Origin of the sequence: Bradyrhizobium sp. 2TAF36, from assembly GCF_052114925.1 — a bacterium.
GTDB lineage: Bacteria > Pseudomonadota > Alphaproteobacteria > Rhizobiales > Xanthobacteraceae > Bradyrhizobium > Bradyrhizobium barranii.
Genome location: NZ_JBFRFR010000031.1, coordinates 68,857 through 87,893, shown reverse-complemented (window position 1 = coordinate 87,893; position 19,037 = coordinate 68,857). Strand labels below are relative to the sequence as shown.

Here is a 19,037-nt window from a genome sequence, read left to right as displayed (position 1 = left end):
TTCGCAAAGCCGAAAGGCGGGACCGTATCGGAGCCAGAAGAGGCCTCGTCACCCCGGGCGACATCATCCCGGAATGGTGGGCGACATCAAATCGGAACGGTGGGCGAGATCATTCTGGAATGGTGGGCGACATCGAGCGGAATCAGCACGCTTCGTCGATCTCACGCTCGAAATTGTGGCCAGGCCCGGCCACGGTCAGCTTATAGGCTTGCTTCTCGCCTACCATTCCGTCACCCAAAGGTTGAAAAGAGGAACAAGACATGAAAGCGGCAAAGCGGGCAACGATTGAGTTCCGCCTATCCCCGACAAAAAGTCGATTGTGCATCGCCGCATTGCCAAGAGAGCCACAGCGACAACGGAGGCTGAGAAGAAGCGTCGAACGGATGCTTTGAGCTGGAGACCGCTGCTTCAAAAATTTGCCCGATGCAATCCGAGAGGCCGATGGAGGGCAGACGAAGGCTCTCTGCAAGCAAGGGTACTCGATGAGCGGAAGAGATCTTTGCAGAGCTAATCGGGCGAGGGCTGCAACTGGCCGCCCGGAAAGACGAACCAAAAGCCGCCCCAGTGCACCGGTTCAACGATCCTGGAATAACCAACTGAAATCACTGGTACAGTTGGGTGGGTACTGCCGCCGCTCAACTTTGTCTTTGATAAACCTAGCTTTTTTGCTCGCCAAAGATCGGCTTTTGTAGCGTGTTTTTGTATTCTTGAGCAGCTCGACGTAGCCGGAGCACGACTGGCACTGAAGCTTCACGACCATCTAATAGGGAAGGCACTTGCCTGCTGTGCGCCGGCTCCCAGAGCTTCCTCTCTATTCTGGCAGCCCTGCCTGCCGTAGCGCGCTGTTCATCTTCTCGATGTATTCGGGCTGAAAGCAGAACATTCGATAATAACTGTCGGCCTCGCGAATGGTGAAATCCGGGCGCAATTTCAGCAGCTTTCCGACCTCCGCCTTGGCCTCGTCGAACCGACCGAGAAACGGCAGCGCGTACGCCTGATCGAGATGACTGAGCCAAAAACCCTCAAGGTAGGCGTGCCGGAAATCCTCAAGCGCCTGTTGATATTCGCCTTTCCACCAGTGTCGCTTTGCGGGCGCTAACCACCAAGCAAACGAGGCATTGGGACCCGCCAAGCGAATGGCCTTTTCGGCCATTGCGGTCCCGTCATCCCAGTCCCCCATGAAGGCGAGCCACATACCTCCTGAGAGGGTTCGCGCATCGTTGGAATTGAGCGCGAGGGCCTTTTCCAATTCTTGTCGGTACAGGTGGATTTGACATTTGGTACTCATCGCCAGAGCGTAGGTTCTTTGAGCGAACGCATCGTCGGGTGCAAGCTCAACGGCGCGTGTCGCGCCCCGTAAGATTTCCTCGTTCAAATACAGACGCTTATCGGTGTGTTGAATTTGGTCGGAAGGTAGACCGATCCCCATGCTTCTTTGGTTAAAAAGAACAGTGGCGCGTGCTGACCACGCGAATGCGTTATTCGGCTGTCGCTCGGTAAGTCGCTTGGAGCACTCTAACGCTTTCAGAATTGCGGATGACAATCCACGTACAGACCCGACTACCGCATGAACAATACATTCATATGGACTGAGTTCGAAGACCGGCTTGTTCTGGGATTGCGAGTAATCTGCGTTCATAATTGCGCCGGGGTAGCCACCAATCTGCACGGCGGCGGCGTCGCCAATTTCGTACGCGGACGTTTCCGTTTGCACGCCTTCGGCATTCGCATCGAAGGACTTCGACCAAATCTCTGTACCAGTGCGCAGGTCCGAAACGTGGATATTCGCGCGAGCACCGCCGCCCAATGGGTGAACCTCACCGCTCACCAGATAGTCGACTTGCGCCTTCCGGGCCGCTTTGATGGCATCATCACCTTCCTTTAGAAAGTTTGCAGCGGTTGCGCGCGGTATCACTCGCAAAGTGCTGAACCTCCCGAGGGAGGATGCAAGTTGTTGGGTTACCCTGTCGGCAAACGAACCAAGCCCCGGCGCGGCAATGGGGCTCGAAACAGGCAATACAGCTACTGAAGGCCCCTTCGAGACGATCAGACCGGTGGACGCGGCAGTCGTGGTCGTGGTCGTATCTCTGCCGACGTGGCTGTGCAAAATGTCCCACGCGTGCCAGTAGCCCGCGAGCCCGCCGACCACAGCACCAACCGCAGCAACGGACGCAATGATCGCGCCGAGTTTCCCAAGGCGAAGACGCAGACGAGTGGAGAACGATGCGGATTTGCTATCGTTCAACTTCGGAGCGTCGTTTAGGGGCGTGTCTGCCACCGTCCACCGTTCCTCCGAACGTCAACCTTTGGAAAGTTACAACCAGGTTGCAAAGCTGTCCATATAAGGGCCTTCGTGGTAGCTATCGGGCGCCTCGGGGTAGATGACCTTCCACACGAGATGGTCACCGAACTCCCGCCAGTATTTCGCGGGACCAGGATTGGCCTCGTGCTGCTTCACGAACCAAACGTACCAGCGCCCAGCGAGCGCTATAGCGTTAAGCCGGGTGAGAGGCTGGCCTTCGCCATTCCTATGCGCCCGTAATGCAGCGATACGGGTCTCAATCTCAGCTAACCACTCGCCGTGCTGTGACTTCGCAAAGGGGATTGGCGTCCCGCTCGGTATCCGAAGCTGAGCTTCCCAGCGCACCCCATACAAGCGCCCATAGTCGTCGCGCACATCGGCCGGGATACCTTTTCGAGCGATAAAGCCGCCACCCTTCGCTCGAACTAACTCAACCATCCGCAATGCCATTTGTAGCGCCTTTTGTATTTTAGGCGGCGCAAATACATCAGGCCTATCAGTAAGTTGCTGGGAAAGCGGACTTATCCGCAACGGTGGTACAGTTGGGTGGGCTCGAACCACCGACCTCCTGTTCCCACAGACAGCGCCGAAGGGTCGACACGGGTTCGCTCAACTGTCAATCACAGGAGGCCTGCCACACGCAAAAGCCGCCAAGGTCTCCCTCGACGGCTCGTGCCGTTGCGTTTGCGTAGAGGTACTGTGTCGAGCGGTGCTCGAACGCAGCCCGTACTCGCTCTTATTGGACGCACGCGACCTTCAATGAGGGCCGGTGGGTGCGTTGCCAGTGTGCCGGGCCAACGATCCCCGATCCCTATGAGATGTGACTGGCGGCGATGCTCTTCAAGCGAGCACTGCTGTCCCATTCGATGAAATGGCAAAGCGCGTTTTCAATTGAGCACACTTCGATCATCATCAGCAATCAAGGTCAGCAACTGATCCACCACAACCCGGATACACGTTTCGAAACTCGTATCGGTGATGATTTCGCCGAGGGCGGAAGGGGTCTAGCGGCCTTAAAACGTGCGCCCGGCGTTCTACATGCTAGGCCTTCCGGAGCTAGGTCGGAGGGACCACTCTCGCTGCATCTCAAGGAAAACGGCCCGCCAACGGGTCACCGTCTTCGGCGCCGGCTTTGTTGCAAGCACGAAAGCCTCAAAAAGCTCCCAGCAACTCACACTGGGCGAGCGCGGCGCCCCGTCTGCGAACGACGGGAAGGTATCGGGCCTCTCGTCACGGGCGTAGTCGCCATTCGCGCGCTTCTCCAATAGCTGGATTGCGGGCAACAGATTGTCGCTGACAGCGTCCACGAACAGCGCATGCGCGGTAAGGTTCAACGCCTTCCCCTCGTTGGCGAGGAAGGTTGCGACCCGCGCCAATTCGGCAATCTGCGGCCTCACGGCTTCCCGCACCTCTGGGTCATATTGCCAATCTGCGTGAGGGTCGGACCCTGGATCCTCTTCGTACTCGTCAGGCGCCTCTGGGCGGATCACATTCCACACGACGTGATCGCTGAAGTCCCGCCAGTACTTTGGCTTCCCTGGATCGGCCTCGTGCAGCTTCACGAACCAGTTGTACCAACGGCCCGCAAGCGCGATTGCGTTGAGCTTGGTGAGTGGTTGACCCTCGCCATTCCTTTGGGCTCGCAGGGTCGCGATGCGGGTTTCGACCTCGGCCTCCCACTCTCCGAGGCGGGCCTTGGCTTCGTGCTTAGGCGTACCGGCCGGAAGCTTGAGGTGCGCCTCGCGCTTGTGCCCATAGAGCCGTTGGTAGTCCTCGCGTACGTCCTCGGGGATGCCCTTACGGGCGAACCACCGACCATCTGCGGCTCGATTCAACGCGACCATTCGCAACGCCATTTGTGCAGCCTTTTGTATTTTAGGCGGCGCAAATCCTGCTGGTCTATCAGTAAGATGCTGGGAACGCGGTGTTATCCGCAATCTTGGTACAGTTGGGTGGGCTCGAACCACCGACCTCCTGTTCCACAGACAGGCGCTCTAACCAACTGAGCTACAACTGCATCCTTGCGAGCCGCCTTGGGCGCCTGGACGGGCCGTCGACCTAAGGGGGGCTGGACGGGGCGGAAACTAGGTGCAACGGGCGTTTTTGGCAAGGCCGCAAAACCCGAGAATCGCGCTTCCGACGAGGTTATTTCCAAAGCAAAACCCGGGCTCTAGGCCCGGGTTTCTTAATTTAAACCAGCCGGCCTAATCAGGCGGCGGGCTTGTAGAACTTCGAGGCAGAGGCCTTGATCGGCTCGACGGTCTCGGCGGCGACGCGCTGGGTCAGCTCGGCCAGCTCCTTGGCCTGGGACTGGAAGGTCTCGAGCTGGGTGCGGGTGTGGCCGGTCCACAGCTCCAGCGCTTCCGCCGGCGACTTGAGGCCGAACAGCTGCTGGGCGAAGTCCAGCTGGGCGCTGGTGTTGGCCTTCATGAACTCCACCAGCTTGGCGGTGTACTCGCTCGCGCCCTTGTTGGCGGAGGTGAACACGGCCTCAACGGTGCCGTTGTGGGTCTCGGCCGCGTCCTTGAACTTGGCGTAGCTCTCGCGGGCCTGCGACACGCCCTTTTCGGCGAACGCACGCATCTGCTCGGGAACCTCGAACGGAATGATCGAGGCAGAAAACGGATCAGTCGCACCTGTCATGATGTCCCTCACGATAAAGAAAAAATGGAGTGAGCCTTCTGGCGCGCCCGCCGGCCCCGACCTAGGCCTCAAATTCAGCGGGAACGAACACTGGAACGCGATACAAAAAGATGGCTCGCCCAGCGCCCATCACTATCGCCGCCTAAGATGTCAACATTGTGCAACGCAAACGTGATCCGGGCTGCGCCGCGAAATTTAATCGCGGTCAGGATGAGGGTTCCGCATGAGGGAACCCTGGGTTGAGGTAGTCTGGTGCCTGCTGTGGCCGCTCTCTTACCCTCCCCTGGAGGGGTCGAGACGAGCGGAGCTCGCTCGGGGGTCGATCGCGCGAAGCGCGAGCGGGGTGGGGTGATCTCTCCACTCGAGCACCGCCTCCATTGAGAGGCTGTCACCCCACCTCGGTTCGCATTGCGCTTCGCTGCATGCGAACCGATCCTCCCCCTCCAGGGGAGGATGGGCACCTGTGATGCCGCGCCAGCCTGCTCTTTCGGCAAAGTCTCAGGGCTTGGGCTTGGCCGCATCCATCGCCGCGCAGCCCGCCCGCGAATCCTGCGGATGCCGTTGGGCTGCAGCTTGCGGGGGCGGCTACATTAAGGTTATCGCGGCTTTAGGCTTGGCCGTGTAGACCGGAGCCGTGGACCTGCCTGCGCCTGCGCGCGATACTAACCCTTTCTTAAGGCTGTCATTCCGGCAGCCTTGCACCCTGATGTTGACAAGCGAGACTTGAAGCCGGTCGGATGACGAGTTCGGATTTCCAGTTGCGAGGCGTGGGCGATCCCCGGCTGGCCGTGCACGCGACCTCTCCGTTGCCCGCCTGGCTCTGGTCGATCGACGGCACGCGCGTGCTCTGGGCCAATCCGGTCGGCGCAAGGCTGTTCGGCGCGGCCCATGGCACAGCGCTCGCGGACAGGACCTTCGGCCCGGCCGACAGCCATCGCCGCCAGGTCGCCCGGCTCGCGCGCCGGCTGGCGCCGAACGGCGCGATCAGGCTGGAACGGCTGCACGGCTTCGGCGCCCGCTTGGGCATGCTGATGACCTGCGCCTGCGCCCGTCTCGACTTCGCCGATGGAAGCTCCGGCGTGCTCGTCACCGCGATGGATCCGACGCTGCGCTCCATGCCACTGGTCGAACGCCTGCATCGTCTCGTCGAGGGCGCCAGGGTGCCGATGGCGGCGTTCGCGCCCGACGGCCTGTTCGTCGGCGCCAGCGAAGCCGCCCGCTCCCTGCTCGGCTTCCGCGATCTCGGCGATGCCGGTCTTGACCAGGCCCGCAGCGATGCGCTGGCGAAAGGCCGCGCCGAGACGCCGATCGGCATCGGCCAGATGGTGCTGCAACGGGTCGGCATCGGCGCTGATGTCGGCCTGGTCGCGCTGATCGAGCCGGCCGCCCGGCCGGCGGCGCCCGCTGTCGAAGGGAATAGCGCGCGCGAACAAGATGCTCAGCCCGCGCCCGACGCTCCGCCGGTCCCTCCGGCTGCGGTGCCAGACCATGCGCAGCCTGCGCGGCCGAACGAGGCCGCATCCGAAATCGCGCTGTTCGACGCATTCGCCGAGCCGGTCGAAACGCCGGCTCCGGCCGAGACCGTCCCGCCATCAGCGGCGATCGCGGACGCGCACGCCGCGAGCGACGCGATGCCGGAGGTCGTCACGATCCCGGAGGCGGCCGAAGCGCCTGTCCAGGACACTGTCAGCGAAGCGATCGACGCCGCGCCCAAAACTCCGGTTGAAAACCCGCGAGAGGCCATTGTGTCGCCGCAGGCCGCGCCGATCACCTCACACATGGTCGAACCGCCGCCAGCGGAGCCGTCCGCACCGCGTCAGCATCCGCTGCGCTTCCTGTGGCAGGTGGATGCGGAGGGGCGCTTTGTGCTCGGCTCAGACGAGTTCATCCACCTGATCGGCGCGCACACCGCCGCCGGCTTCGGCCGCCCCTGGCGCGAGATCGCCGACGAGTTTGCACTCGACCCTGATGGCCGCGTGGCGCAGGCGCTTGCAAGCCACGACACCTGGGCCGGGATCACCGTGAACTGGCCGGCCGATGGCGGCGAGCATCTGCCGGTCGAACTCGCGGGCCTGCCGGTCTACGACCGCGAGCGCAATTTCGCGGGCTTTAGGGGTTTTGGCGTCTGTCGCGATCTCGACGGACTGAACCGGCTCGATGCGCTCAGGCGCTTTGAGCTGCTCGCCGCGCCGCCCGCACAGCACGGCCTCTCTGCCGACGTCGTCGAACTCGATCCCGATCCCGAGCCGGAGCCCGTGGCGGAGGCACCGCCTCCGCCAATCGAGCCGCCCGCACCCGAGCCTGAGCCTGAGCCAACACCTGAACCCGAACTGCCCGAACCCGTAGCCGACGCGAATTCACATCCAACCGATCCGGAAACATCAGTGGAAACGCCTCCCAATGTCGTGCCGTTCCGCCCGCCCGGCGATGCGCGATCGCCGACGCTGACTCCGGTCGAGAACAGCGCGTTCAACGAGCTCGCCCGGCAATTGTCCGAGCGGCTCGAACGCGAACGCGAGACCATCGCCGCCGTCACGGCCGAGCCGCCGATGGCGGGAACCGCGCCCGAACCTTCGATGCCGGAGCCCGAGGCGCCGCACGTGCCAGCCGAATGGCTGACTGAACCGGCGCCGCCCGCGCAGGGCCACAGCATGCGCGACCGCGCGCTGCTCGATTTGCTGCCGACGGGCATTTTGATCTACCGGCTCGACCGGCTGCTCTACGCCAACCCCGCCTTCCTCGCGCGCATGGGCTATTCCAGCCTGGGCGCGCTCGAGGATGCCGGCGGGCTCGATGCGCTCTACGTCGAGCCCGGCGTATCGTCGGCGAGCAGCACGTCGCAAGCCGGCACGCCGGTGACGATCAGCGCGACGGTGGCGAACGGCGAAGAGCCGCTTCCGACCACCGAAGCGCATCTGCACACGATCGACTGGGACGGCGCGAGCGCGCATGCGCTGATCTGCGCGCTGCCGCAAGCGGCGCCCGTCGTTGCTGCGCCAGTCATCGTGCCGCCTGTCGTCGTCGAACCCGTCGTCGCGGAATCCTTCCCCTACGCGCCCGAACTCGAGCCCGAGGCCGGCGATGCCGACGCCCAGGATCTCGCCGCGATCCTCGACACCACCGCCGAGGGCATCGTCATGTTCGATGCCGAAGGCAACATCCACGCCTGCAACCGCAGCGCGGAAGCGCTGTTCGGCTATGACGGCGAAGCGCTGATGCAGCGGAACCTGGTGACGCTGTTCGCGCCGGAGAGCCAGCAAATCGTGGTCGACTATCTCGAAAGCCTCAAGAGCCAGGACATCGCGAGCCTGCTCGACCACGGCCGCGAGGTGCTGGGGCGCGAGAAGAAGGGCGGCGTCATTCCGCTCGCCATGATCATGGGCCGCACCAGGCCCGACGGCCCGAACTTCTTCGCCGTGTTCCGCGACCTCTCGCAGAGCAAGAAGGGCGAGAGCGAGCTCAAGAACGCCCGCCGTCTCGCCGACGGCGCGGCGAATGCCAAGGCCGACATGCTGGCGCGGATCAGCCACGAGATCCGCACGCCGCTCAACGCCATCATCGGCTTTGCCGAGGTGATGATCTCCGAGCGCTTCGGCACCCTCGGCAACGAGCGCTACGGCGAATACATGAAGGACATCCGCGCCTCCGGCGAGCGCGTCATCACCATCATCAACGATCTCCTGGAGCTGTCGCGGATCGAGACCGGCAAGCTCGATCTCAATTTCGCCAACCTCAATCTCAACGATCTCGTCGAAGCCTGTGTCACGGTGATGCAGCCGCAGGCCAACCGCGAGCGCATCATCATCCGTACCTCGCTCGGGCATGCGTTGCCGCAGGTGAGCGTGGACGCGCGCGCGATGCGGCAGATCACCATGAACCTGATCTCGAACTCGATCCGGCTCGCCAGCGCCGGCGGCCAGGTCATCGTCTCGACCGCGCTCACCGACCGCGGCGAGATTGCCCTGCGCATCCGCGACACCGGCCACGGCCTGAGCGAGCGCGAGGTCGCCGCCGCGATGGAGCCGTTCCGGACGCCACCGCCCGGCGATGCCGCGGACAGTTCGGCGCTCAGCCTGTCACTGACCAAGGCCCTGGTCGAAGCCAACCGCGCCAGGTTCAACATCAAGAGCGCGGCCAATTCCGGCACGCTGATCGAGGTGGTGTTCRCACCGGCGGCGGTGGGGGCGTAGGGGCGGCGGAACAGCTACGTAGCCGAGGTGAGCGAAGCGATACCCGGGAAGGTCCCGCATATCGCTCCGCGCATGCGGGCTACGCAGACGTGATCGTGGGGTCACCGAACCATCTCGCCGCCGCCTGAGCAGCCTCCTTATCGTCGGATATGCCGTCACTGGCCCACGCGACGAAGCCATCGGGACGCAGCAGCACGGCGCTCAGACCCAGCCGATCCCTCGCCTCGCTCGCGACATAGGTGATCCGGTCGCCCCAGCGACTTGCCAGCGCCTGAAGCGGTGAACGCGCGTCGAAATCCAGCAGCAGGCCTTTCGACGTCCTGAGGCGTTCTCCAACCGTCGTCCCGTCGCGCAATTCGAAATCGGGAGCACTCCGGCCGACAAGCGGATGGCTGCCACCGAGATCGTAGCGGAGCGAAACGCCGCGCACGCGCTCGGCGAAATAGGTGGCACCGTCGCGGGTCTCGACGAGATCGCGAATGATGGCCTGAAGTGCGCGGGCGCTCGGCGTCGGCCGCATGATCGCGACCTGCGCGCGCGACCAGTCGAGGATTTGCGCGCCCACAGGATGCCGCTCGCGCGAATAGCTGTCGAGGAGATCGGCCGGTGCTTGCCTGCGGATCGTCGCCGCCAGTTTCCAGCCCAGGTTCATCGCATCGCCGAGACCGAGATTGAGGCCCTGGCCGCCCAGCGGCGAATGGATGTGAGCAGCGTCGCCCGCGAGGAGCACCCGCCCTCTGCGATACGTGGTTGCCTGATGGGCCCGATCCGTCCAGGTGGCGGCGAGCCGAAGCGCCGTGACGGTGACGTCGGTGCAGGAGACGCGACGCAGGACGCTCTGCACATGCTCGCGCGTGATCGGCTCGGTCCGGTGGAAAGCTCCGCCGTCGAAATCGACCATCGCGATCGTCCCGGGCTGCGCATAGGTATACATGCCGGCGAGCGTGTAGTTGCGGCCGTGACGAAGCTTGTCCGGATCGGCCAGCTCGACATCGATGGAATAGCCCGTGAACTCGGGGTCGGTGCCGACGAAGTCAAAGCCGCCAGTCTTGCGTACCGTGCTGCGGGCGCCGTCGCATCCGACGAGCCAGCGTGCCCGGAAGGTCTCGCCGGCCGCCTGCACTGTCACGTCTTTGCTCGAGGCGACAACGGCATTCACGCCAAAACCGCGCCGGATCTCGACGCCCATGCTGCATGCGCGCGCAGCCAGAACGGATTCGAGCGTTTCCATATCGACGGCAAGGTTGGCATCGGCCGACGTTGGCAGACGCCAGGACCACTTCGTGACATCGATGTTGTCCTGATAGAACTGGATGCCGGCGAAATGACCCGCGGGCCGTCGCGTCTGCTGCATCCAGTGGGCTGAGCTCTTGATCGCGCCTGAGGCAAGCTGCTGCGCGGCCACAATCTGTTCCAGCAGGCCGCGCCGGTGAAAGGCCTCGAGTGTGGGGAGCGAAAGACCGCGCAGGCCAAACGGGAGTTGCTTCAGGGCCGAATGCGAATCTTGCGATTGCTCCAGCACCAGAACCTGGAGACCAGCGAGCCGCAACTCGCACGCGAGAAACAGGCCGACGGGACCGGCACCGGCAATGACGACGTCGTATGGATTCGAAGATTGATCGTGCATGGGACGCTCCTGAGGTCGATGTTCGACCGGAGCGTTCCCTGGGCTTGAGAATCACACGGACGAACGATTGGGCGCCCTGGTGGCGTCCGATGTTCGTCGCGGGGATCTCGTGCACAAGGCCAAAGACCAGAGCTTTCGTTACCGAAAGGATTTGGGCTTACCAGACCAAATCTGCCTTTTCCGACACGAACTGTATAGTTTCGTGACGATCGATCCGCAACGAAAAAGGCACGGCGCTTGCGGCGCCGTGCCTTTTCACATTCATGTGGCTTATCTCAGCTGTAGATCTCGAACAGGCCGGCGCCGCCCTGGCCGCCGCCGATGCACATGGTCACGACGCCCCACTTGGCCTTGCGGCGCGCACCTTCCTGGAGGATGTGGCCAGTGAGACGCGCGCCGGTCATGCCGAAGGGATGACCGATCGCGATCGAGCCGCCATTGACGTTGTACTTGGCGGGATCGATGCCGAGCTTGTCGCGCGAGTAGAGGCACTGGCTGGCGAAGGCCTCGTTGAGCTCCCACAGATCGATGTCGTCGATCTTCAGGCCGGTGCGCTTCAGCAGCTTCGGGATCGCGAACACCGGGCCGATGCCCATCTCGTCGGGCTCGCAGCCGGCCGTTGCCCAGGCGACGAACCGGCCGAGCGGCTTGAGGCCGCGCTTCTCGGCATCCTTGGCTTCCATCAGCACCACCGCGGCGGCGCCGTCCGAGAGTTGGCTGGCATTGCCGGCGGTGACGAACTTACCGGGGCCCTTCACCGGCTCGAGCTTGGCGAGGCCTTCCAGCGTGGTCTCGGGGCGATTGCACTCGTCGCGATCGACGACGTAGTCGACGATCGATTCCGCCTTGGTCTGCTTGTCGACGACCTTCATCCTGGTCTTCATCGGGACGATCTCGTCCTTGAACTTGTTCGCCTGCTGGGCCGCGGCCATGCGGCGCTGCGATTCCAGCGAGAACTCGTCCTGGTATTCGCGGCTGAGCTTGTAGCGCTCGGCGACGATGTCAGCGGTGTCGATCATCGCCATGAAGATATCGGGCGCGACCTTGAGCAACTCCGGATCGATCGATTCCTTCGGCGAGCCGCCGCCCGGAATCGAGATGCTCTCGACGCCGCCGGCAACGATGCAGTCGGCGCCGTCGGAGCGGATCGAGTTGGCGGCCATCGCGATGGTCTGCAGGCCCGACGAGCAGAAGCGGTTCACGGAAACGCCGGCCGTGGTCGTAGGCAGGCCGGCGAGCAGCGCGGCCTGGCGGCCGATGTTCGGCGCGCCATGGGCGCAATTGCCGAGATAGCAATCCTCGACATAGTCCTTCTCGACGCCGGCGCGGTCGACCGCGTGATGAATGGCATGCGCGGCCAGCGACATCGGCGGCGTGATGTTGAACCCGCCGCGGCCGGACTTGGCGAGGCCCGTGCGTGCATAGGAAACGATGACGGCTTCACGCATTGTTTTCTCCCTTTCGAACAATGGTACGGAGGCGTTGGTACGAGGCGTTCTTGGGCGCCATTGGTACACAAAGTTCGACTGGCTTGGGAGAAATAAAGCGGGCCGCAGCATCAACAAAAACGCCGCCCTCTCGGGAGGGCGGCGTGGTTGTTCCGCAGGTCGGAATATATGACGGCCGTCATTCCGTGGCGCGCGAGCGCCTCAGAACGTCAGTGCCTTGACCTGCTTGACCTGCGGCAGGGCCTGCACCTTGGCGAGCAGATCGGGCGGCACGACGCCGTCGACCTCGATCAGCGCGATGGCATCGGAGCCCGGCGCGACGCGGCCGAGATGGAAGGTTGCGATGTTGATCTTGGCGTCGCCGAGGAGGCTCGCGAACTTGCCGATGAAGCCCGGCTTGTCCTCGTTGGTCACGTAGATCATCGACTTGCCGAACTCGGCGTCGACGCGGATGCCCTTGACGTCGACGAGGCGCGGCTTGCCGTCATGATACACGGTGCCGGAGACCGAGCGCTCTTGGCGCTCCGTTGCCACCGTGACGGTAATCAGGCTCTCATAGTCGCTCTGGGCGGCGCGCACGATCTCGTCCACCACCATGCCGCGCTCCTTGGCGACGACGGGGGCCGACACCACGTTGACCTCGCCGAGCATCGGCCGCAGCAGGCCCGACAGCACGGCCGAGGTGATCGCCTTGATCTTCATCTCGGCGACGTGGCCCTCATAGGTGATCTGCACCTTGAGGATGCCGGATTCGGTGAGCTGGCCGGCGAACGAGCCGAGCTTCTCGGCGAGCGAGATGAACGGCTTCAGCTTCGGCGCCTCTTCCGCCGTGATCGACGGGAAGTTGACGGCGTTCGAGATCGCGCCGGTGAGCAGGTAATCCGACATCTGCTCGGCGACCTGGAGCGCGACGTTCTCCTGCGCTTCCGTGGTGGAGGCGCCGAGATGCGGCGTGCAGATCACGTTGGGATGGCCGAACAGCACGTTCGCGTTGGCGGGCTCCTCGACGAAGACGTCGAAGGCGGCGCCCGCGATGTGCTTGGAATTGAGCGCATCGACCACCGCCTGCTCGTCGACGAGGCCGCCGCGGGCACAGTTGATCAGGCGCACGCCCTTCTTCATCTTGGCGATCGCGGATGCGTCGATGATGTTCTTGGTCTTCTCGGTGAGCGGGGTGTGCAGCGTGATGAAATCGGCGCGCTTCAAGAGATCGTCGAGCTCGACCTTCTCGACACCGATGTCCTTGGCGCGCTCCGGCGACAGGAACGGATCGAAGGCGACGACCTTCATGCGGAGGCCGAGCGCGCGGTCGGCGACGATCGAGCCGATGTTGCCGCAACCGACGACGCCGAGCACCTTGCCGGTGATCTCGACGCCCATGAAGCGGTTCTTCTCCCACTTGCCGGCCTGGGTCGAAGCGTCGGCCTGCGGGATCTCGCGGGCGAGCGCCAGCATCAGCGTGATGGCGTGCTCGGCGGTCGTGATCGAATTGCCGAACGGCGTGTTCATCACGATGATGCCCTTGGCCGTGGCGGCGGGAATCTCGACATTGTCGACGCCGATGCCGGCGCGGCCGATCACCTTGAGGTTGGTCGCCTTCTCCAGGATTTTTGCGGTCGCCTTGGTCGCGGAGCGGATCGCGAGACCGTCGTAATTGCCGATGATCTCGGCAAGCTTGTCCTTGTCCTTGCCGAGATTGGGCTGGAAGTCGACCTCGACGCCGCGATCCCTAAAGATCTGCACGGCAGCGGGAGAGAGCGCGTCGGAAATGAGAACTTTGGGTTTGGTCATGGGGATGATCCTTCGCCTTCCCTAACGGGAGGATCGGCCTGCGACGGCCGGAATTGAGTGAAGAAGCTTTGTCTTCCCGCTCTCCCCGTTCTTACGGGGAGAGGGTTGGGGTGAGCGGCAGCCACAGGCGAAGGTGCAAGCGGAGAGAGCTCCTCACCCGGACTGCTGCTGGACGATGGTTCGCATCGCCAGGCGCGATCCGACCTCTCCCCGCAAGAACGGGGAGAGGTGAAAAAAACTAAGCCGCCTTGGCGAGCTGCGCCTTGGTCTCGGCAAACGCCCAGTCGATCCACTGCGTGAGCAGCTCGACGTCCTTCGCCTCGACGGTGGCGCCGCACCAGATGCGCAGGCCGGCCGGTGCATCGCGGTAGTAGGCGAAGTCGTAGCCCGCGCCTTCCTTCTCGACCAGCGCGACCAGCTTCTTGGAGAAGTCGGCCTGCGCGTCCTCGGAGAGCGAGGTGATCGCGGGATCGGTGAACTTCAGGCACACCGAGGTGTTGGAGCGGATGGCGGCGTCCTTGGCCAGGAAGTCGATCCAGGGCGTCTTCGCCTTCCAGTCGGCCAGCACCTTGGTGTTGGCATCGGCGCGCGCGATCAGCGCCTTCAGGCCGCCGATCGACTTGGCCCAGTTCAGCGCATCGAGATAGTCCTCGACGCACAGCATCGACGGCGTGTTGATGGTCTCGCCGACGAAGATGCCTTCGTTGATCTTGCCGCCCTTGGTCATGCGGAAGATTTTTGGCAGCGGCCAGGCCGGCTTGTAGGTCTCGAGCCGCTCCACTGCGCGGGGCGACAGGATCAGCATGCCGTGCGCGGCTTCACCGCCGAGCGCCTTCTGCCAGGAGAAGGTGACGACATCGAGCTTGGCCCAGTCGAGCGGCTGCGCAAACGCGGCCGAGGTCGCGTCGCAAATGGTCAGGCCTTCGCGGGTCGCGCTGATCCAGTTGGCGTTCGGCACGCGTACGCCGGAGGTGGTGCCGTTCCAGGTGAAGACGACGTCGCTGTTGGGATCGACCTTCGAGAGATCGGGGATCTCACCGTAAGCAGCGTTGAGCTTGGTGACGTCCTTAAGCTTCAATTCCTTGACGATGTCGCTGACCCAACCTTCGCCGAAGGATTCCCAGGCGAGCGTGGTGACGGGCCGTGCACCGAGCAGCGACCACAGCGCCATCTCGACCGCGCCGGTGTCGGAGGCCGGCACGATGCCGATGCGATAATCGGCGGGCACTTCAAGCACTTCGCGCGTCAGATCGATCGCGAGCTTGAGCTTGGTCTTGCCGACCTTCGCGCGATGCGAGCGGCCGAGCGCTGCGTCCTTGAGATTTTGGGCGTTCCAGCCGGGGCGCTTGGCGCAGGGGCCGGAGGAGAAATGCGGCACGTTCGGCCGCGAAGCGGGCTTCGCTACAGTCATGATCTACCCTTCCAGATAGTAAGCCTCCCGTTGGGGGGAGGTGTCCCGCCGCGGCTGATACGGGAAACGGGAAGAGTCGTCAAGGAAGTTCCGGCGTCTCACGCTGGAGTGAAGGCGCTTCCGGCGCAATCTTGGGGGATTCCACCACGGCAAGCGCGTTCAGCAAGTCCGTGGCATCGCTGATCAATTGCGCTGCACGACGGCGGCTGCCGACTTTCAAAATGCATTTGTCATTGGCCTGCACGACGTAATCGTTGCCGACCTTGATCATGGAATAGCTTGTCATCGAAATCCCCGAACCGACCGAGCCCGGTGTCTGACGCTGCCGTAGCACCGTTCGTTCCCGGCTCAACGTGAACGACGGCTGGGTAGTTTACCGGCTCTTAATATGAACGAATGCGCGATCCGAATTTGCTGATCGCGCAAGGCTCGCGACGAGCTGCGTCAAAAGCGGACAGTCATGCCGACGTGACTCGCAGCGAACCCGAGCCGCTTGTAGAAGCGCTGCGCATCTGTTCGCGTCTGATGCGTCAGCAGTTCGACCAGATTGCAGCCGCGCGCTTTCGCTTCCGCGACCGCCCATTGCACCAGCTGCTCGCCGATGCCGCGGCTGCGACAATCGGAAGCAACGCGGACATCTTCGAGCAGACCGCGGATGCCGCCTTGCGTGCTGATGCCCGGCAAGATCGCGAGCTGCAGGCAGCCGACCACCCTGCCCTCGCTCTCTGCCACCACGAGCGTGAGATTTTGATCGCGCGCGACCTGCTCGAACGCCTGGTAATAGGACTCAGGCAAGGGATCCTCGACGCGCTCGCGGGCACGCCCGAGATGATCGTCGGCAAGCATGGCGACGATCGCCGCAACGTCCTCGCGGCGCGCGGGACGGATGGAGACGGACTTCTCGTTCATGTCGGGAAACTCCAAGAATCAGCGCGACTCTCAGCGCGCCGGTGGAAGGCCGAGCCAGGCTTCGGCCTCGCCGATCCAGCGGCGGATGGCGGCATGGCGGCCGAGATCGAAGCCACCTTCATGCGCGAGGCGGGTATAGGCGAGCAGCGAGACGTCGGCGAGCGAAATCAGGTCGCCGGCGAGGAAGCGGCTCGCCGCAAGATGCTGCTCCATGCGGTCGAGCGCCGCATAGCCGCGCTTGACCTTGTCAGGATCGAGCTCGGACGCATCCTTGCCGAGATAGACCAGCTGGAAGCGGCACACCGCGATATAGGGCTCGTGGCTGTACTGTTCCCAGAACAGCCATTCGTCCATCTTGGCCGCAGTGAAGGCATCGCGCGGAACGAGCGCGCTGTCGCGGGCGAGATAGCGGATGATGGCATTGGACTGCGCCAGCGTGCGGCCGTCGTCGAGTTCGACGGTCGGCACCTGGCCGGCGCCGTTCATTTTAAGGAATTGCGGCGTGCGCGTCTCGCCCTTGCGGGTGTCGATCTCGATCCATTGGTAAGGCAGCGCGAGCTTGTCGCAGACCCACTTCACCTTGAGGCAATTGCCGGAATTCGTGTCGCCGTAGATCTTCATCGCCGTCGCCCCGTTTTGGAGCGACAGAGCATCAGGACTGACCGGGCCTGTCAATTGCCCCGGCGCACAAGATCAGAACTTGTAGCCGAGGCCCGCRCGAACGGTGTTGATGTTGGTGTCCACTTGGGCGGCGAAGCGGATATATTCCCACTCGGCGCGCATGAAGAGACCGCCCACGAGATTGATGTCCACGCCGAGACCGGCGCTGTAGCCGTAGATCAGATGGTTGTGCTGCACGTCGGTCGAGGAGATCGGCCCCTGCAGAACGCCGGCCGGGGTCACGAAATCCTGCGCACTCACAGACCGCGTGATGTCGGCATTTCCGAGCGCGAGTCCGGCGAACATGTAGGGCAGGAAGCATCCCCACGCATAACCGGCCCTGCCGCGGAATGTTGCCATATCCTTGATCGCGATCGAAGACGTCGAGCTCGCCGTGACCGAGTGCACGTTACCGTCGGACAATTGGTTGCTGCGGGCTTCGCTGGCCGTGGCCGATCCGCCGAAGGAGCCGTGGAGGTAGCTTGCTTCCAGGCTGAGGACGACATCGTCCCACTGGGCATTGTAGCCGGCGAAGAAGCCGTATCCGGTGGTGCGGCGGGAGGCCTTGCCGAGGCCCAGATTCCACTGCGAGACACCCATTTCCGACTCGATCAACGTGTCGGCCAGCAGCGCCGCCATCATGTTGTTGGTCGAACCGTTGAAGTTCTCGTCGGAGGCCCCGTAACCGGCCTGGGCGCCGACGTAGCCGCCCTCCCAATTCGGCCGCGAGTTGGTCAGGCCGTCGGTGAACGAGCCGCGCAGGATGGGCAGATCCGGCATGTCGGCCGCTTGCGCGGCAGACGCCGTCCCCAACATCGCCGCCGCCAACATCAGCCTACGCATTGCAACGCTCCATCGAACTCGAACTTTCACTCGTGATCATGGCTCGTTAACCTTAACCAATGGTTGCGTCTGACGTTTTCGTCGCCGCCCGCCATGAAAAATATGCAAAGCAAAACGGCGCGGGATGATCCCGCGCCGTTAAGAGACGTTAAGCGATGGAGCTGACGATCAGCCCTTGGTGACGAGCGGCGGCGGCATGTAGGCCGGCGGGCTGCTCAGATCCCAACGCACGCCGAGCTTCACGTCATGCGAGGTGATGTCCTTGACCTTGATCGTCGACGGGCCCGAGATGCTGTTGTCGTAGGCGCGGAAGTTGCCGGGATTGGCGTCGCCGAGATCCATGTAGCTGTAGGCGAGTTCGACGGTGAGGCCGGGGCTGACCTTGTAGGCGAGACCGGCATGGGCGGCCCAGGCGAAATTCCACTTACCGTTGTCGGCGAAGTAGGTCACGCTGTTGGAGAGCCCGCCGGGATTGATCCGGGTGCCGTCGTCACGGAAGCCGCTGAGCTTGTTGTAGGAACCGCCGACACCGGCGCCGATGAAGGGGGTGATGCACCACCAGGTGCCGAGATCGACATAGGCGTTGGCCATGACGACCCACTCGGACTTGCTGCCGGAGTAGTTGTTGGCTTCGAAGTCGGTCGCGCTGAGCGTGACATTGTCCGAACCGTGCAGATTGGCCTTGCCGCGATACTGGCCGATCACGTCGGTGCGGAACCAGTTGTTGAAGCGATAACCAACGCCGAGGTCGAACAGCGGCGAGCTGTCGAAGCCGAGGCCCACGGTCTGGGTCGGGAACGTCTGCGCGGTCGCGCTGTCGATCCGCTTGGCGCTCTGGTTGGTCATGCCGATGTCGCCGCGGAGATACCAGCCGCCGAAGTCGGCGGGCGGAGCCGGCGGCGCGTACATGGGAGGCGGAGCGGCGATCGGCATATCGGCGGCGAACGCCATCGACGAGATGAGGGTCGCCGCACCTGCGGCAAGGAGAGACTTAACGCTACGCATTTGGCTTCGTCCTTATGGCCGGTGAGGCAAAATGCTGACGCCCCACGTTCTGGAAACTCACGGGAGGACGATGGCACCAAATGTTTAAGCGCCACTTAACCCTAATTTTTAAGGTTGATTTTTTCTCACCACTCGCGCGCATGCAGCAGAAGCGTTGCAAAAATGCGGCGCCCCGGCGCCCCCAATTGCTAACGATTGATGAAGCCGC

At 63.4% G+C, this 19,037-nt stretch carries 14 protein-coding genes and 1 tRNA gene; 1 reads left to right on the top strand and 14 read right to left on the bottom strand.

Going from position 1 to position 19,037, the window contains the following annotated elements:
* Positions 1 to 811: 811 nt before the first annotated feature.
* The 5 genes from AB4Z51_RS19405 to AB4Z51_RS19385 all read right to left on the bottom strand — a co-directional run bounded on the left by AB4Z51_RS19405 (position 812) and on the right by AB4Z51_RS19385 (position 4,945).
* Entirely contained in the window at positions 812 to 2,278 is a 1,467-nt protein-coding gene (locus tag AB4Z51_RS19405; RefSeq protein ID WP_144030685.1) for a tetratricopeptide repeat protein, read from the bottom strand.
* Positions 2,279 to 2,314: 36 nt separating this feature from the next.
* The gene (locus AB4Z51_RS19400) at positions 2,315 to 2,752 is read right to left on the bottom strand and encodes a hypothetical protein (RefSeq protein ID WP_135216032.1); all 438 of its coding nucleotides are present in this window, start codon (positions 2,750 to 2,752) and stop codon (positions 2,315 to 2,317) included.
* A gap of 584 nt (positions 2,753 to 3,336) precedes the next feature.
* Complete coding sequence (locus AB4Z51_RS19395; protein ID WP_135216031.1) at positions 3,337 to 4,146, bottom strand: hypothetical protein; 810 nt, start codon at positions 4,144 to 4,146, stop codon at positions 3,337 to 3,339.
* Between the two features lie 96 nt (positions 4,147 to 4,242).
* Positions 4,243 to 4,319, bottom strand: a tRNA-His gene (locus AB4Z51_RS19390).
* A gap of 191 nt (positions 4,320 to 4,510) precedes the next feature.
* Positions 4,511 to 4,945, bottom strand: a complete 435-nt coding sequence (locus AB4Z51_RS19385) for a phasin (RefSeq protein WP_063985516.1) — start codon at positions 4,943 to 4,945, stop codon at positions 4,511 to 4,513.
* Positions 4,946 to 5,682: 737 nt separating this feature from the next.
* Between AB4Z51_RS19385 and AB4Z51_RS19380 the strand changes: the two genes are divergently transcribed.
* Positions 5,683 to 9,135: a PAS domain-containing protein gene (locus AB4Z51_RS19380; RefSeq protein WP_441497793.1), complete on the top strand. Its 3,453-nt coding sequence runs from the start codon at positions 5,683 to 5,685 to the stop codon at positions 9,133 to 9,135.
* A 79-nt stretch (positions 9,136 to 9,214) separates the two neighbouring features.
* On the opposite strand, the gene AB4Z51_RS19375 is transcribed toward AB4Z51_RS19380, so the two are convergent.
* The 9 genes from AB4Z51_RS19375 to AB4Z51_RS19335 all read right to left on the bottom strand — a co-directional run bounded on the left by AB4Z51_RS19375 (position 9,215) and on the right by AB4Z51_RS19335 (position 18,829).
* Entirely contained in the window at positions 9,215 to 10,762 is a 1,548-nt protein-coding gene (locus AB4Z51_RS19375; RefSeq protein WP_085399317.1) for an FAD-dependent monooxygenase, read from the bottom strand.
* 275 nt (positions 10,763 to 11,037) lie between these two features.
* Positions 11,038 to 12,210 carry a thiolase family protein gene (locus AB4Z51_RS19370; RefSeq protein ID WP_085399316.1) on the bottom strand — a complete coding sequence of 391 codons (1,173 nt, stop codon included), beginning with the start codon at positions 12,208 to 12,210 and terminating at the stop codon, positions 11,038 to 11,040.
* Between the two features lie 201 nt (positions 12,211 to 12,411).
* Positions 12,412 to 14,001, bottom strand: coding sequence for a phosphoglycerate dehydrogenase (gene serA, locus AB4Z51_RS19365; RefSeq protein ID WP_085399315.1), 1,590 nt, complete (start codon positions 13,999 to 14,001; stop codon positions 12,412 to 12,414).
* 238 nt (positions 14,002 to 14,239) lie between these two features.
* Complete coding sequence (locus AB4Z51_RS19360) at positions 14,240 to 15,412, bottom strand: phosphoserine transaminase (protein WP_085399314.1); 1,173 nt, start codon at positions 15,410 to 15,412, stop codon at positions 14,240 to 14,242.
* 79 nt (positions 15,413 to 15,491) lie between these two features.
* Positions 15,492 to 15,683 carry a hypothetical protein gene (locus AB4Z51_RS19355; protein ID WP_014492058.1) on the bottom strand — a complete coding sequence of 64 codons (192 nt, stop codon included), beginning with the start codon at positions 15,681 to 15,683 and terminating at the stop codon, positions 15,492 to 15,494.
* A gap of 173 nt (positions 15,684 to 15,856) precedes the next feature.
* Positions 15,857 to 16,321 (bottom strand): GNAT family N-acetyltransferase, encoded by a 465-nt coding sequence (locus AB4Z51_RS19350; protein ID WP_085399313.1) that lies wholly within the window; start codon positions 16,319 to 16,321, stop codon positions 15,857 to 15,859.
* A 30-nt stretch (positions 16,322 to 16,351) separates the two neighbouring features.
* Complete coding sequence (locus AB4Z51_RS19345; RefSeq protein WP_085399312.1) at positions 16,352 to 16,942, bottom strand: glutathione S-transferase family protein; 591 nt, start codon at positions 16,940 to 16,942, stop codon at positions 16,352 to 16,354.
* 72 nt (positions 16,943 to 17,014) lie between these two features.
* Positions 17,015 to 17,824 carry an outer membrane protein gene (locus AB4Z51_RS19340; protein ID WP_193560917.1) on the bottom strand — a complete coding sequence of 270 codons (810 nt, stop codon included), beginning with the start codon at positions 17,822 to 17,824 and terminating at the stop codon, positions 17,015 to 17,017.
* 168 nt (positions 17,825 to 17,992) lie between these two features.
* The gene (locus AB4Z51_RS19335; RefSeq protein ID WP_028151808.1) at positions 17,993 to 18,829 is read right to left on the bottom strand and encodes an outer membrane protein; all 837 of its coding nucleotides are present in this window, start codon (positions 18,827 to 18,829) and stop codon (positions 17,993 to 17,995) included.
* Positions 18,830 to 19,037: the final 208 nt, after the last annotated feature.